Source organism: Streptomyces sp. NPDC058239 (assembly GCF_042882185.1).
Classification (GTDB): Bacteria; Actinomycetota; Actinomycetes; order Streptomycetales; family Streptomycetaceae; genus Streptomyces.
The window spans coordinates 1-13,953 of the sequence record NZ_JBHVWS010000085.1; the positions used below are offsets into that span (position 1 = coordinate 1).

19 protein-coding genes and 1 pseudogene are annotated in these 13,953 nt (G+C 69.2%); 9 read left to right on the forward strand and 11 right to left on the reverse strand.

What is annotated here, in order from left to right; genetic code table 11:
- The 4 genes and pseudogenes from ACFVYE_RS44160 to ACFVYE_RS44175 all read right to left on the reverse strand — a co-directional run.
- Positions 1-211 (reverse strand): annotated as a pseudogene (locus tag ACFVYE_RS44160) (electron transfer flavoprotein subunit alpha/FixB family protein); the annotation flags it as partial.
- Positions 212-267: 56 nt separating this feature from the next.
- Positions 268-1,053: an electron transfer flavoprotein subunit beta/FixA family protein gene (locus ACFVYE_RS44165; RefSeq protein WP_383978533.1), complete on the reverse strand. Its 786-nt coding sequence runs from the start codon at positions 1,051-1,053 to the stop codon at positions 268-270.
- Positions 1,054-1,254: 201 nt separating this feature from the next.
- On the reverse strand, positions 1,255-1,761 hold the full coding sequence (locus tag ACFVYE_RS44170; RefSeq protein WP_389609150.1) for a flavin reductase family protein: 507 nt from the start codon (positions 1,759-1,761) through the stop codon (positions 1,255-1,257).
- A gap of 196 nt (positions 1,762-1,957) precedes the next feature.
- Positions 1,958-2,284, reverse strand: a complete 327-nt coding sequence (locus tag ACFVYE_RS44175) for a thioredoxin family protein (protein ID WP_383978539.1) — start codon at positions 2,282-2,284, stop codon at positions 1,958-1,960.
- 218 nt (positions 2,285-2,502) lie between these two features.
- Between ACFVYE_RS44175 and ACFVYE_RS44180 the strand changes: the two genes are divergently transcribed.
- Positions 2,503-3,225: a lysophospholipid acyltransferase family protein gene (locus tag ACFVYE_RS44180; protein WP_383978542.1), complete on the forward strand. Its 723-nt coding sequence runs from the start codon at positions 2,503-2,505 to the stop codon at positions 3,223-3,225.
- A gap of 29 nt (positions 3,226-3,254) precedes the next feature.
- Here ACFVYE_RS44180 and ACFVYE_RS44185 read toward each other — a convergent pair whose 3' ends face one another.
- The 5 genes from ACFVYE_RS44185 to ACFVYE_RS44205 all read right to left on the reverse strand — a co-directional run bounded on the left by ACFVYE_RS44185 (position 3,255) and on the right by ACFVYE_RS44205 (position 7,899).
- Positions 3,255-3,947: a B3/4 domain-containing protein gene (locus ACFVYE_RS44185; protein WP_389609152.1), complete on the reverse strand. Its 693-nt coding sequence runs from the start codon at positions 3,945-3,947 to the stop codon at positions 3,255-3,257.
- Between the two features lie 26 nt (positions 3,948-3,973).
- A complete protein-coding gene (locus tag ACFVYE_RS44190) occupies positions 3,974-4,573 on the reverse strand; it encodes a transglutaminase domain-containing protein (RefSeq protein ID WP_389609154.1) in 600 nt (199 codons plus the stop codon).
- A gap of 76 nt (positions 4,574-4,649) precedes the next feature.
- Positions 4,650-5,729, reverse strand: coding sequence for a threonine aldolase family protein (locus ACFVYE_RS44195; RefSeq protein WP_383978549.1), 1,080 nt, complete (start codon positions 5,727-5,729; stop codon positions 4,650-4,652).
- Positions 5,708-6,475: an SDR family NAD(P)-dependent oxidoreductase gene (locus ACFVYE_RS44200; RefSeq protein ID WP_389609156.1), complete on the reverse strand. Its 768-nt coding sequence runs from the start codon at positions 6,473-6,475 to the stop codon at positions 5,708-5,710. The genes ACFVYE_RS44195 and ACFVYE_RS44200 overlap by 22 nt, the downstream gene beginning before the upstream one ends.
- Before the next feature lie 26 nt (positions 6,476-6,501).
- Complete coding sequence (locus ACFVYE_RS44205; protein ID WP_383972335.1) at positions 6,502-7,899, reverse strand: DUF6421 family protein; 1,398 nt, start codon at positions 7,897-7,899, stop codon at positions 6,502-6,504.
- A 316-nt stretch (positions 7,900-8,215) separates the two neighbouring features.
- Between ACFVYE_RS44205 and ACFVYE_RS44210 the strand changes: the two genes are divergently transcribed.
- The gene (locus tag ACFVYE_RS44210) at positions 8,216-8,341 is read left to right on the forward strand and encodes a hypothetical protein (RefSeq protein WP_383972338.1); all 126 of its coding nucleotides are present in this window, start codon (positions 8,216-8,218) and stop codon (positions 8,339-8,341) included.
- Positions 8,342-8,456: 115 nt separating this feature from the next.
- Complete coding sequence (locus ACFVYE_RS44215; RefSeq protein WP_389609177.1) at positions 8,457-9,107, forward strand: glycerophosphodiester phosphodiesterase; 651 nt, start codon at positions 8,457-8,459, stop codon at positions 9,105-9,107.
- Between the two features lie 12 nt (positions 9,108-9,119).
- Here ACFVYE_RS44215 and ACFVYE_RS44220 read toward each other — a convergent pair whose 3' ends face one another.
- Positions 9,120-9,671: a GNAT family N-acetyltransferase gene (locus ACFVYE_RS44220; RefSeq protein WP_383972340.1), complete on the reverse strand. Its 552-nt coding sequence runs from the start codon at positions 9,669-9,671 to the stop codon at positions 9,120-9,122.
- Positions 9,672-9,749: 78 nt separating this feature from the next.
- On the opposite strand from ACFVYE_RS44220, the gene ACFVYE_RS44225 reads away from it, so the two are divergent.
- A complete protein-coding gene (locus tag ACFVYE_RS44225) occupies positions 9,750-10,136 on the forward strand; it encodes a VOC family protein (RefSeq protein ID WP_383972342.1) in 387 nt (128 codons plus the stop codon).
- A 25-nt stretch (positions 10,137-10,161) separates the two neighbouring features.
- On the opposite strand, the gene ACFVYE_RS44230 is transcribed toward ACFVYE_RS44225, so the two are convergent.
- Positions 10,162-10,428: a hypothetical protein gene (locus ACFVYE_RS44230; protein WP_383972345.1), complete on the reverse strand. Its 267-nt coding sequence runs from the start codon at positions 10,426-10,428 to the stop codon at positions 10,162-10,164.
- A 140-nt stretch (positions 10,429-10,568) separates the two neighbouring features.
- Between ACFVYE_RS44230 and ACFVYE_RS44235 the strand changes: the two genes are divergently transcribed.
- The 5 genes from ACFVYE_RS44235 to ACFVYE_RS44255 all read left to right on the forward strand — a co-directional run bounded on the left by ACFVYE_RS44235 (position 10,569) and on the right by ACFVYE_RS44255 (position 13,883).
- On the forward strand, positions 10,569-11,159 hold the full coding sequence (locus ACFVYE_RS44235) for a DUF5134 domain-containing protein (protein WP_389609159.1): 591 nt from the start codon (positions 10,569-10,571) through the stop codon (positions 11,157-11,159).
- 86 nt (positions 11,160-11,245) lie between these two features.
- Positions 11,246-12,181, forward strand: a complete 936-nt coding sequence (locus tag ACFVYE_RS44240) for a M56 family metallopeptidase (RefSeq protein ID WP_383972351.1) — start codon at positions 11,246-11,248, stop codon at positions 12,179-12,181.
- A 33-nt stretch (positions 12,182-12,214) separates the two neighbouring features.
- Positions 12,215-12,913, forward strand: a complete 699-nt coding sequence (locus ACFVYE_RS44245; RefSeq protein WP_389609162.1) for a phosphatase PAP2 family protein — start codon at positions 12,215-12,217, stop codon at positions 12,911-12,913.
- A gap of 19 nt (positions 12,914-12,932) precedes the next feature.
- Complete coding sequence (locus ACFVYE_RS44250; protein ID WP_383972357.1) at positions 12,933-13,634, forward strand: HAD family hydrolase; 702 nt, start codon at positions 12,933-12,935, stop codon at positions 13,632-13,634.
- A gap of 69 nt (positions 13,635-13,703) precedes the next feature.
- Positions 13,704-13,883 carry a hypothetical protein gene (locus ACFVYE_RS44255; protein ID WP_383972360.1) on the forward strand — a complete coding sequence of 60 codons (180 nt, stop codon included), beginning with the start codon at positions 13,704-13,706 and terminating at the stop codon, positions 13,881-13,883.
- The last annotated feature ends 70 nt before the right edge of the window (positions 13,884-13,953 follow it).

Below are 13,953 nucleotides of genomic sequence, written 5' to 3' on the forward strand. Positions count from 1 at the left end.
GCACGACCAGATAATCGGCGAACTCCGGCGCATCGGCGGTCAGGACCTTCACCGCACCGTGCTCGGCCAGCACCCCCGCGGTATCGGCGGCACCCGCACCGAGCGCGAGCGCCACCGGCTCACCGATCCGGCGGGCCAGCGTCAAAAGCTCCAGAGTGGGCTTGCGGACGGCACCGTCCACGTGATCGACATAGACGAGAACTTCAGCCATGGGAATGCTCTCCTGCGAGTAACGAAGAAACGGGGGCGATTGAGGGGCGGTGCGCCTTAGATGAACTTCTGGCCCGCGAGGAACTCGGCCAGCTGCCTGCCGCCCTCGCCCTCGTCCTTGACGATCGTGCCCGCAGTACGGGCCGGGCGCTGCGCCGCGGAGTCGACCGCGGTCCAGGCACCCGCCAGACCGACCTCGTCCGCCTCGATCTCCAGGTCATCCAGACCCCAGGACTCCACCGGCTTCTTCTTCGCCGCCATGATGCCCTTGAACGACGGGTAACGCGCCTCGCCCGACTGGTCCGTCACCGACACCACGGCCGGGAGCGATGCCTCCAGCTGCTCGGACGCGGTGTCACCGTCACGGCGGCCCTTGACGACCCCGTCCTCGACGGAGACCTCGGAGAGCAGGGTGACCTGCGGGACGCCCAGGCGCTCGGCCAGCAGCGCAGGAACCACACCCATGGTGCCGTCCGTCGACGCCATGCCGGAGATCACCAGGTCGTAACCGGCCTTCTCGATGGCCTTGGCCAGCACCAGCGACGTACCGATGGCGTCCGTGCCGTGCAGATCGTCGTCCTCGACGTGAACAGCCTTGTCCGCACCCATCGACAACGCCTTGCGCAACGCGTCCTTGGCATCCTCCGGACCCACCGTCAGCACGGTGATCTCCGCATCGTCCGCACCGTCCGCGATCTGCAGCGCCTGCTCCACCGCGTACTCGTCGAGCTCCGACAGCAGACCGTCGACATCCTCACGGTCCAGCGTCAGGTCATCGGCGAAGTGCCGGTCGCCGGTGGCGTCGGGCACATACTTCACACAGACAACGATCCTCAAGCTCACGCCGGCTCTCCTACTGCATCGTCATTTCTGGGCTGCCTTGTTGCACGCAGCATAGGCGCCTGATGGAGCGGTTTCCGGTCGGGGCGACCGACGCTCCGAAGGAAATATTACTAGTCAGTACACCCAGTGTTTCACCCATGAGCAAGCGCTTGGAACTGTGATCTGGCCAACGTGCGGCGCCCTTGTGCCGCTTGGGCGTTCTCAGTCCCGCAGAGCGGTGAAACGGCCCTGGTGATACAGCAGCGGGCGACCGCCTCCGGCCGGGTCGCCGGCCACGGCCTCCGCGATCACGATCCGGTGGTCCCCCGCCGGAACCCGGGCCACCACGCGGCAGACCAGCCACGCCAGCACACCGTCGAGCACCGGCACGCCTTCGGGCCCACTGCGCCAATAGGTGGACGGGCCGAACCGGTCGGCGCCGCTGCGGGCAAAGGTGGCGGCCAGCTCCTGCTGGTGCTCACCGAGTATGTGGACGCCGATGTGTTCGGCCTCGGCCACGACCGGCCAGCTGGAGGACGAGGTCCCCACACCGAAGGAGATCAGCGGCGGCTCGGCGGCGACGGAGTTGAGAGAGGTTGCGGTGAAACCGACCGGCCGGTCACCTGCGGCGGTGATCACTGCCACACCGGCGGCGTGCTGCCGGAAGACCGAGCGGAGGAGTTCGGGGGATGCGGTGCGGGAGGTGCCGAGCTCGGGCGAAGCCGTCATGGAGGTGTCCTTCTGCGGAGGAGGCGTACGGGGCCGTGGTTGCTCAGGCACCCGGACAGCGCGCACTCGCGTTGCGGGCGAGATCCACATGGACCCGGCCGTAGAGAAGGAGGTCTGGCGGCACAGCGTCAGACTGACGATGCGTGGTGGGGGCAGTCAAGAGCGTTCCGCAATGTGGGAGATGCGTCACGGTCCGTCACATCACCCGTCCCAGTGCAGCGACGACGTCGACGGTGCGCGGCTGCCCGACGGCCCGGCGGACGATCCGGCCGGTGGCGTCGAGGACCAGTACGGTCGGCGTCCGGCTGATCTCCAGCTCGCGCACGAGAGTGAGATGCGCCTCGGCGTCGATCTCGACATGGGCAACGCCGTCCACCATTCGCGCCACCTCGGCGAGAGTGCGGCGGGTGGCCCGGCAGGGCTGACAGAACGCACTGGAGAACTGCACAAGGGTCGCCCACTCCCCCAATTCCGCGCCGAGTTGAGCCGCGTCCAGCGTTCCCGCGTGTGTCTGCCCGTCCACCTTCGGCCTCCTGTCAGAGCTCTTCGCAAGGGGTCAGCGCCACCGGGTACCAAGACATTCCCGGCGGTTCCACGTGACGAGAATCTCGCGGCCCACGCCCTCGGAGACTGGCCACCGCGTCGCGCATGGGGCACGATCGGCGCAATGCCGCAAACCTACGGCTGCGTAACTTCCGCCGGGAGAACCCTCCTCAGGCGCTGAAGAAGGGTCTTCCCCAGATGGCAGAACTCGTCTATCGGCCGGTCATCGGCGCCGCTCGTACGTTTTTCAAGGCGCTTGACCTGAAGATCGACACTCAGGGTTCCGAGCACATCCCGAAGACCGGTGGCGCGGTACTGGTCAGCAACCACATCAGCTATCTGGACTTCATCTTCACCGGGCTCGCGGCGCTGCCGCAGAAGCGTCTTGTCCGCTTCATGGCGAAGGAATCGGTCTTCCGGCACAAGGTCTCGGGCCCGCTGATGCGCGGCATGAAGCACATCCCCGTCGACCGCAAGCAGGGCGAGGACGCATATGCGCACGCCCTTGCCTCGCTGCGTTCCGGCGAGATCGTCGGCGTGTTCCCCGAGGCCACGATCTCGGAGTCGTTCACGCTGAAGAGCTTCAAGTCCGGCGCTGCCCGGCTGGCCCAGGAGGCAGGCGTGCCGCTGATCCCGATGGCCCTGTGGGGGACGCAGCGATTGTGGACCAAGGGCCGGCCGCGCAATTTCAAGCGCAACCACATTCCGGTGACGATCCGGGTCGGCGAGCCGGTGGAGGCACCCGCCGACCAGTACGCGGGCGCGATCACCCGGCGGCTGCGGGAGCGGGCCCAGGAGCTCCTCGAAGCGGCTCAGCGCGCCTATCCCGTGCGCCCGAAGGACGCGAGCGACACCTGGTGGGTGCCCTCGCACCTCGGCGGTACGGCTCCGACGCCCGCCGAGGTGCGCGAGAAGAGCTGAGCGGCCGGCTCACGGCCACGACCGAAATGTCACTCCGGGGTGCCGACGGTGATCCGCGCCCCGGGGCTCAGCTTCTCCAGCCACTCGGCGAGTTCGGCGCCTGCGGCCTCGAGTTCGCCGATCGTCATGGGCGCGAGGCGCTCCAGCAGGAATACGGCGTTCACGGACTCCTCGGTGAGCCGGGTGCGCACGCCCTGTCGCCAGTTCCAGCGGCGGCAGGTGACGCCCTCGTCGTCGCACCAGACGACTTCGCCGGGCTCGGGGTGCTCCACGGTCTCCTCGCCGCCCGCGACGGTGGCGAAAGGCTCCTGGCCGGTGGAACGCACGAGTTGCATGGTGCCGTTGATGCGGTCGGTGTCCTCGCCGCCGACCGGAATCAGATGGGCGACACTGATGGCGTTGTAGAGGTCGACCAGGAGACTGATGCGCGGCAGCCCGGCGTCGGTGAGCGCGCGCCGGGCCAGGGCTTCGGCGGAATTACGGGTGCGGGAGGGCTTGGCGCCGAAGGCGGAGTAGGTGTCGCGCCAGGCGGCGAGGTGGGGGTCCTCGTGCGGGGCCCGGCCGTCGAGCCGCTCGGCCAGGCGGCGGGCCGCCTCGTCCAGCAGGGCCGAGCTGTCGTCGTTGCTGGGCCCGTTGACCAGGCCGCGCGCTTCGACGGCGAGGTGGCTGAAGCCGGGGGCGAGGGTACGTACGTCGTGGGAGACGGTGAACGTCAGGGTCATCGACTGCCTTGCCTCGGGACGGGATCTCAGAGCGCTGTGGGGAGAGTGCGCCACAGCTGCGGACGGTCCTCGGCGGACCGGAGGCCGCGCAGTACCGCCGGATGCGGTGCTGCATAGAGTACTGGATAGTCCACTTCATTGAACTCCGGGCGGACGGGCCATGCCAGCCGCTCCTCGTCGAGCGAGAAGTGGGCGTCGACACCCGGCTTGTTGCCCCGGGGGTCCTGACGGTCCCAGCGGTCGCGGCCGGGCAGCCGAACCGCGATCAGCCCGTGCACGGGGCCCGGACCCCCGTTCTCGTCGCCGAGCCCCTGGTAGCAGAGGGCGGTCGGGATGCCCGCCGCGCGGAGGAGGGCGGCCAGAGCGTGGGACTTGGAGTGGCAGACACCGTTGCGCGTCGCGAGGACGTCGGAGGCGCGCCAGGCGACCCGCATGTCGCCCGAATCGGCGGAGTGCGGAATGGCGTCACGCACGAAAGCGTAGGCGTCCGCCGCGTATGTGTATGCGTCGGTGGTATTGCCGCGGAGATCGGCGACCATGTCCCGTACCAGCGGATGCTCATGGTCGATGGCCTCATCGGCGGCGAGATAGGCGGAAAGTTCCGGTACTTGCTGGATGAGCTCCATGGCCGCCGAGCGTAGGTAAGCGGCCGACCGGATGTCAATGACTTTCCGGTCGACCGCATACTTATTCAGCTATGGACTACTTCGCCATTTCGTCCTTCAGGGCAAGGACGAATGCGTCGACATCGTCCTCCGTGGTGTCGAAGGAGCACATCCAGCGCACATCACCGGCGGCCTCGTCCCAGAAGTAGAAGCGGAAGCGCTTCTGCAGCCGCTCGCTCACCTCGCGCGGCAGCCGGGCGAAGACGGCATTGGCCTGGACGGGGTGGAGGATCTCCACGCCGTCCACCGCACGCACGCCCTCCGCGAGCCTCTGGGCCATGGCGTTGGCGTGCCGGGCGTTGCGCAGCCAGAGGTCTCCGGCGAGCAGTGCCTCCAGCTGTACGGAGACGAAGCGCATCTTCGAGGCGAGCTGCATCGACAGCTTGCGCAGGTGCTTCATGGCACGGACGGCGTCCGGGTTCAGGACGACCACGGCCTCGCCGAAGATCGCCCCGTTCTTCGTGCCGCCGAAGGAGAGGACGTCGACGCCGACGGTGTTGGTGAATGTACGCATCGGTACGTCCAGCGACGCCGCGGCGTTGGCTATCCGGGCCCCGTCCAGGTGGACCTTCATGCCGTGGCCGTGGGCGTGGTCGCAGATGGCGCGGATCTCGTCGGGTGTGTAGACCGTGCCCAGTTCGGTGTTCTGGGTGATCGACACGACCTGCGGCATGGCGCGGTGCTCGTCGTCCCAGCCGTACGCCTGCCGGTCGATGAGCTCGGGCGTGAGCTTGCCGTCCGGGGTGGGCACGGTGAGCAGCTTGAGGCCGCCCACCCGCTCCGGGGCGCCGCCCTCGTCGACGTTGATATGGGCGGACTCGGCGCAGATCACCGCGCCCCAGCGGTCGGTCATCGCCTGGAGGGAGACGACGTTGGCGCCGGTTCCGTTGAAGACCGGAAAGGCTTCGGCGGTCGGGCCGAAGTGACTGTGCATGACGCGCTGAAGATGCTCGGTGTAGTCGTCCTCGCCGTAGGCGATCTGGTGACCGCCATTGGCAAGGGCAATGGCCGCGAGGATCTCAGGGTGCGTGCCGGCATAGTTGTCACTGGCGAAGCCGCGTACCTGCGGGTCGTGGTGGCGTCGCGCGTCGGTCCTTACGGTTGCGGGGTCAGCCACAGGCGCTTTCCGTTCACTTCCGGGGCGGGCCGGTCCCAGACGCCGGCGATGGCATCGGCCAGCTCCTTGACGTCGGTGAAGCCCGCAAATTTCGCATTGGGGCGCTCGGCGCGCATCGCGTCGTGCACCAGTGCCTTGACGATCAGGATCGCAGCCGCGGTCCTGGGCCCTTCGTCGCCCCCCGCTTTGCGGAAGGAGTCCGCGAGCGCGAGCGTCCAGGCCTCGGCCGCCGCCTTCGACGCGGCATAGGCTGCGTTTCCCGCGGTGGGCTTGCTCGCCCCGGCCGCGCTGATCAGCACATAGCGACCCCGGTCGCTGCGCTGCAGACCCTCCTGGAAGGCCAGCGAGGTGTGCTGGACCGTGCGGATCAGCAGCTTCTCCAGCAGGTTCCAGTCGGCGAGGTCGGTCTCGGCGAAGGTGGCGCTGCCGCGCCAGCCGCCGACGAGGTGGACCAGGCCGTCGATCCGGCCGAATTCCTTCTCCGTCTTGTCCGCCCATTCGCGGGCGGCAGCGAGGTCCAGCAGATCGACGGTGTCGCCGGTGACCGTGGCGCCGCCGTGGGCGTAGCGGGCGGCGTCGACCGCCTCGGCCAGGCGGGTGGCGTCGGCGTCGGAGGCGACGACGGTCGCCCCGGCCTCGGCGAGCCTCAGCAGGGTGGCCCGGCCGGCCGGGCCAGCGGCCCCGGCGACCGCGACCACGGCGCCTTCGAGAGCACCGCTCCCGTTGCCCTTGCCGTTTGCGTTCATGGCCACCGCCTCCTCAGCACCGGCGCTCACGCGGCTGCCCGCTCGGCATCCACGGCGGTGATCCCCTTGGTCGAGGCGATCACGTTCTTCAGCTTCTTGGAGAGCGCCTCATAGAACATGCTCAGGGGAAACTCGTCCGGAAGCACGTCGTCGACGAGCTTCCGCGGAGGCTGGGAGAGATCCAGCGCGTCCGGGCCCTTGGCCCAGCGGGAGCCCGGGTGCGGGGCGAGGTAGGTCGAGACCAGGTCGTACGCGGCGAACCAGTGAACGAGCTTGGGGCGGTCGATGCCGTCGCGGTAGAGCTTCTCGATCTCGGCGCAGAGCTGGTTGGTGACCTGCGGGGCGCGGTCCCAGTCGATCCTGAGCGTGTTGTCGGTCCAGCGGACCACGTCGTGCTTGTGGAGGTACGCGAAGAGCAGCTGGCCGCCGAGGCCGTCGTAGTTGCGGACGCGCTCGCCGGTGACGGGGAAGCGGAACATCCGGTCGAACAGCACGGCGTACTGCACATCGCGGCCCTGCGGGAAGCCGTCGGCCTCCAGCTTCACGGCCTCCTTGAAGGCGGTGAGGTCGCAGCGCAGCTCTTCGAGCCCGTACATCCAGAACGGCTGGCGCTGCTTGATCATGAAGGGGTCGAACGGCAGGTCGCCGTGGCTGTGCGTCCGGTCGTGGACCATGTCCCAGAGCACGAAGGCCTGCTCGCAGCGCTGCTGGTCACCGACCATCTCGCGGATGTCGTCGGGCAGCTCGACGCCGAGCAGATCGACCGACGCCTCGGTGACCCGGCGGAAGCGGGCGGCCTCGCGGTCGCAGAAGATTCCGCCCCAGCTGAAGCGCTCGGGGGCCTCGCGCACGGCGACGGTCTCCGGGAAGAGCACCGCGGAGTTGGTGTCGTATCCCGAGGTGAAGCCCTCGAAGGTGATGCCGCAGAACAACGGGTTGTCGTAGCGGGTGGCTTCGAGCTCGGCCAGCCACTCGGGCCAGACCATCCGCAGCACGACCGCTTCGAGGTTGCGGTCCGGGTTGCCGTTCTGTGTGTACATCGCGAAGACGACCAGGTGCTGGAGCCCGTCGGTGCGGTCCTTGGCCGGCTGGAAGGCGAGCAGCGAGTCGAGGAAGTCCGGCACGCCGAAGCCGTCCGTGGCCCAGCGACGCAGGTCCATGGCAAGGGCACGGTGGTAGGCGTCGTCGTGCGGAAGCAGCGGGGAAAGCTCCTCGATCGCGACGATCACGCGATCCAGCGTCGCCCGGGCAGCCGCCCGGGACGGCGCGCCGTCGGCGTCGAAGTCGATGGAACCGTCCTTCGACTGCCAGGGGCGGATCTCCTCCACGGCATTCTTGAGCGCGGGCCAGGCGGGGTGATCAACCACCCGCTGGTCCGTAGGTATGTCGCCTGCGGCAACGTCGTGCACAAGAATTTCCGTCATAACACTTCCTCCACAGGAGAACCTCGCGTCAAGCAACCGTATCCATCTGCGGTTCCTTCGGACAAGTGGGCCTCAGAAAATTATCCTGCCGACCCCCCATGGTCACCGCGATTCTTCCTGCACGGAACCGTCCCTGCGAACGCTTCCGTCGGCCGGAGCCATGGCGGAGGCTGCCGCCCCGCCGGGGCTCGTACACATGTGCGGTCAGGCCATGCAGGGCGCGCCCACGCATGAGTGACACAGCTCGCCCGGCACTGCCGTCTGCGGGTAGGACGGACGTCATCCGCCCTTCGCGCCACCTCTGGAGATCCGCCGCGTGAGCATCCGTGCCGTTCTTGTCGCAGCCGTCATCACCGGATTCCTGCTCGGTGCCGCCGACATCCAGGGACACGGCGCCACTCCCCCTCGTCCGAGCGGCTCTCTCTCGGGGGTGGGCCATTAGGCTGCCGAAATGCCGTAATGCCGTAGTGCCTCGTGGGTAGGAGCCGCACGCGGGAAGACGCCGTCGACGGAAGCGAGTTGCCTTGTCTTTTCTCACCATCGGTCATCGCGGAGTGATGGGTGTCGAGCCGGAGAACACCCTGCGGTCGTTCGTCCATGCGGAGCAGGCCGGGATGGACGCCATCGAACTGGACCTTCATCTGAGCAAGGACGGCGCGCTGGCCGTCATGCACGACGCCGATGTGGACCGTACGACGGACGGCAGCGGTCCGATCGCCGAGAAGACCCTGTCGGAGCTGCGCGAACTCGATGCCGGGCAGGGCGAGCGCGTGCCGGTCTTCGAGGAGGTGCTCGACGCCGTACGGTCCCCCGTTCAGGCGGAGATCAAGGACGTGGCCGCGGCCCGCGCCCTGGCAGAAGTGATACTGCGACGCGGTCTCGTCGACCGGATCGAGGTGTCGTCGTTCCACGACGAGGCGGTCGCCGAGATCGCCCAACTGGTGCCGGGGGTACGGACCGTACTCATCGCGAGCCGCTGGCGGAGCGATGTGGTGGACCGGGCGAAGGCGGTGGGTGCGGCGACGCTGGCGCTGAACATCCGCCGCCTCACCCTGGAAGTGGTCGAGCAGGCGCACGCCGAAGGGCTGAAGGTCATCGGCTGGGTGGTGAACACCCAGGACCATCTGCGGCTGGTACGCGCCCTGCGACTGGACGGCGCGACCACCGACTACCCGGAGATCCGCCGCGCCGGCCGCTTCACCGCCTGATTGCCGGCCAGGTCAGACCAGGTCCTTGATCAGCAGCTCGAACGTGAGATCGTCGCGCTGCGGGATGCCGAAGCGATCGTCGCCGTACGGGAACGGGCTGAACTTTCCCGTACGGCGGTAGCCGCGGCGCTCGTACCAGGCGATCAGCTCCTCGCGCACCGAGATCACGGTCATGTGCATCTCGGTCACCCCCCAGCTCTTCCGGACGGTGCGCTCGGCCTCGGCGATGATCACCTTGCCGAGACCGGTCCCCTGCAGCTCGGGACGGACCGCGAACATCCCGAAGTAGGCGGCGTCACCGCGGTGTTCCAGCTGGCAGCAGGCAATGAGCGCACCATCGCGCTCCACCACGAGCAGTCGGCTGCCGGGCGCTTCGACGACCTCGCGGACACCGTCCGGGTCGGTCCGCTGCCCCTGCAGGATGTCCGCCTCGGTGGTCCATCCGGCCCGGCTGGAGTCCCCGCGGTACGCCGACTCGATCAGCGTCACGAGTGCGGGCACATCGGCGTCGGCCGCGTCGCGGAAGGTCAGCTGTCCCGAGTCCTCGGCGGGGGCTATGTCCATGGTGGTGGCTCTCCGTTTCTCTGCTGTGGCCGTGCCGAAGCAGCGTAACCCGCGTGTTCCGGACCTAGAGTTTGGCGCATGGTTCATGTGCTGAGCAGCCGGATCCTGTTGCGTCCGGCCGATCCCGAGCGGTCACGGATCTTCTACGGCCAGTCCCTCGGGCTGCCTGTCTACCGGGAGTTCGGCACCGGCCCCGAGCGGGGCACGGTCTATTTCCTCGGCGGCGGCTTCCTGGAGGTCTCCGGGCGCGCCACCGCACCGCCGGTGCCCGGCCTCGAACTGTGGCTGCAGGTCGCGGACGTCCGGGCGGCGCACGAGGAGGTGTCGGCCCGTGGCGTCGAGGTGCTGCGGCCGCCGGTGTGCGAGCCGTGGGGGCTCGTCGAGATGTGGATCCGCGATCCGGACGGGCACAGGATCGTCGTGGTGGAAGTACCGGAGGACCATCCACTGCGCTACCGCCCGTAGCAGTGCCGGAGGACCGTCCACTGCGCTACCGCCCGTAGCAGTGCCGGTGCGCCATCGACTGTGCGGCCCGGCTTCTCTCCGCGCAGTCGACGAGCACAGGCAGGGCCTTCTCCAGGCCGGCGTCATGATCCGCGAACGCGAGGCGCAGGTGATGGCGGAAACCTTCCACGGCGGAGAACGCGGGGCCGGGAACGATCAGTAGGCCCGCGCGGCGGGCCGGCTGGGCGGTGGCGTCGGCGTCGGCGTCGGGGATCTCCCCCCAGAGAGCGAGCCTCCCGCGGGCCGTTCCCATCGCCGGACGGGAGCACCCGGCGCGGCAGGGAACACCCCCTCCGCGCGCTCCCCGTGTACCTCAGTGCGCCGCGTACGACGGCCCGGGCCCGGGCATCGACAAAGAGGGACCGACGTCGTACGTCCAGGGGGAGGTGCGCTGTGCACGGACCGGCGATGTCCGGCTGGCTGCTGATGGCGTTGTGCGGGGTGACGGGCGCGTACTGCCTGCTGCGCACGCGCAGAGAGACCGGGGAGGGACGCAGGACAGCGCGTGCGGAGGCTCTGATGGGCTTCGGCATGGCGGCCATGGCCGTGCCGGCTGCCGTCGTGACACCACCTGTGTGGGGGTGGGCGGTGTACGCGGTGCTGTTCGGTGCGGCCTCGTTGCGCGCGCTGTGGTTCTCCCGGCGCAGCACGCATCATCTGCACCATCTGGTCGGGTCGTCGGCGATGGTCTACATGGCGCTGGCGATGGCACCGGGCGGTGGAGGGACACACGGCGAGCATGGCGGACACACGGGCCATGATGTCGCGGTGACGGCCGGAGGCATACCTCTGCTGACCGGACTGCTGCTGACCTACTACGCGGTGTATGTGCTGCGTTCGGGAGCCCGGTTGATACCGGTGGCCGCCACGGCGGGGGGCGGTGGCGGGCCGGCCGGGAGCGGCTGGGGCGCATGGCCCGAGCTGGCTCTCGCCTGTCGGCTGACGATGGGGATAGCCATGTTCGCAATGCTGCTCACTCTGTGAGACAGAGGACAGGCCAAACCGTGGCGTGCATCACTTGCCGTGCGCAGCCATACCCGCGGCTGCCGCAGCGCTCATAGGCTGACGCCATGTTGGTCTCCCTCGCGCTGCTGCTGCTCGGTGCACTGGCCGCCGTCGTGACCCCACGTCTGATGGCGCGGGCGGATTGGCCGGAGCGTGAGCCCGTCGTTGCGCTGTGGGTCTGGCAGTGCGTGGTGGCCGGGGTGCTGCTCTCCTTCGCGCTCTCCATGACGTTCAGTGCGGCCGCGGCCTGGCAGGCGGTGCGCGGACATGTGTTCGCACCGGCGCCGCGTGCCGTGGTGGAGGCGTATGCGCTGGGCGGGCACGGGCGGTGGTCTGCGGCCATGGCCGTGCTGCTGGCGCTCGGAGGGGTGTGGACCGCGGCAATGCTGACCCGGGAGATCCACCGAGCCCAGGTGCGTCGCAGGCGACGGCGCGCCGAATTGCTGGTGCGTTCCCCGCTGATGCCCGGCGAGGAGCCCGGCAGCGGTCGGCTCGTCGTGCTGGAGGGAGAGCGTCCGGATGCTTGGTGGCTGCCGGGTGCCGCACCTCAACTGGTCATCACCACGGCGGCACTTGGTCGCCTGAAAGGCCGTCAGCTGGATGCCGTGCTGGCCCATGAGCAGGGACACGCGAGGGCCCGGCACGACTGGCTGCTGCACTGTTCCGGCGCGCTCGCGATCGGGTTCCCGCAGGTTCCGGTGTTCGCGGCCTTCCGCGACGAGATGCACCGGCTGGTCGAACTGGCCGCGGACGATGTGGCGTCCAGGCGCTTCGGACGGCTGACGATCGCTCTGGCCCTGGTGGAACTCAACGAGGACCGTGGCGTGTTCGGCCCGTGCCCGGCGCCGGACGCTCAGTTGCCGCTGCGGGTGAACCGGCTGCTGACCCCGGTGGAGCGGCTCACCGCGGGCCGTCGGCTCCGGCTGACCGCGGCGGCCGCCCTGGTACCGGTGGTTCCGCTTCTGGTGGCATTCATTCCGGGACTCAGCGCACTGGGATAGCCGGGTGTGCGGATCGTCCGCGAAGATCACCCCATGCCGTCCCCACCGCTCGCCCCACCGGCCCGCACCCGCTCCGGCGTCACACCTTTCGGCACAGCCGTGGTCTGTGCGTCTGCTGCCCTGGTCCTGCTGATCCTGGTCGCCGTGCGCTGGTCGCCGCTCATGACGCTGGACCGTACGGTCGCGGACGCCCTGCACCGAAGGGCGGTCACGGAACCCGGGCTCGTCCACGCGAACCGGATCCTGACCGACTGGGTGTGGGATCCATGGACCATGCGCGCCCTGATCGCGGTGGCCGTGGTGGTGCTGTGGTGGCGCGGGGCGCGGGCGCTCGCGGTGTGGGTGGCAGTGACGAGCGCGCTGTCGACTCTCCTGCAGCAGGGACTGAAGGCCGCGGTCGGCCGGGAGCGGCCGCAGTGGCCGGACCCGGTGGATTCCGCCCACTACGCGGCGTTCCCCTCCGGTCACGCGATGACGGCGACGGTGACCTGCGGTCTGCTGCTCTGGCTGCTGCGACGGCACGGTACGGAACCCCGGATGTGGCGGACGGCCCTGGCGGCGGCATGGGTCTCGGCTGTCGGGGTGGGAGTCACCCGGCTCTACCTCGGGGTGCACTGGATGAGCGACGTGCTGGGCGGCTGGCTGCTGGGGGCGGCTCTGGTCGGGTTCTCCGTCGCCGGGTTCGCCAGGTACGAGGGGCACGGCCCAGAGACCTTGCCGCGGCGCTCCTGAACCGGGAAGGATCGCGCCCATGCAGATCAAGGGTGTGCTCTTCGACTTCTCCGGGACCCTCTTCCGTATCGAATCGGTCCGGTCCTGGCTGCGCGCGGTCGTCGCCGAGCGCGAGGTGACGGTCAGCGCGGCCGACTTCGAGCAGTACGCGCGGGGGCTCGAGGCCGCCGGGGCATTGCCGGGCGGCCCGCCTCCCCAGCACGTCCCTGCCCGCCTCGCCTCCGTGTGGGCCACTCGCGACGAGAGCGCGGAACTCCACCGGGAGGCGTACACGGGACTTGCCCGGCAGGTGGCCCTGCCGGATCCGGGGCTGTACGACGCGCTGTACGAGCGGCACAGATCACCTGCCGCCTGGCGGCCCTACCCGGACGCGGCGGAGGTGCTCGGTGCGCTGCGCGACAGCGGCACCCGTATCGGTGTGGTCAGCAACATCGGCTGGGACCTGCGGCCGGTCTTCCGGGCACACGGCCTGGACGCCCTGATAGACGCCTACGTCCTGTCGTACGAGCACGGCGTCCAGAAGCCGGACACACGGCTCTTCCACACCGCCTGCACACTTATCGGGCAGGACCCGACGGATGTGGTGATGGTCGGCGACGACCGGCGCGCGGACGGCGGGGCGGCGGCACTGGGCTGTGACGTGCGCTTTGTGCAGCATCTTCCGGTGGAGGCGCGGCCCGATGGGCTGCGGATGCTGGGACTGACGCCGGGCGTTGCCTGAGAAACATGTGAGAGATGTCCCTGACGCCCAATGGGTCGGATTGTCACATCGGGGCCTTAGCCTGTACGCATGTCCCGTTCTCCGTGCTCCTCCGATTCCGTGCGTACTGCCGCCGTGGTGAACAAAGAGATTCGTGACCTGTGGCAGCGCTCCGGCGGCTGCCTCTCCCCCGAGGACGAGGAGCAGTACCAGCGACTGCTCGTGGAATGGGCCGCTGCGACCGGCGGGAACGCCAGGACGGCAGCCTGACGCAGGCGTCGACTGCGGCGTGCCGCCGGGCGGGGGATCCGCCCGGCGGGACGCGCTCGGTGCGCGGTGG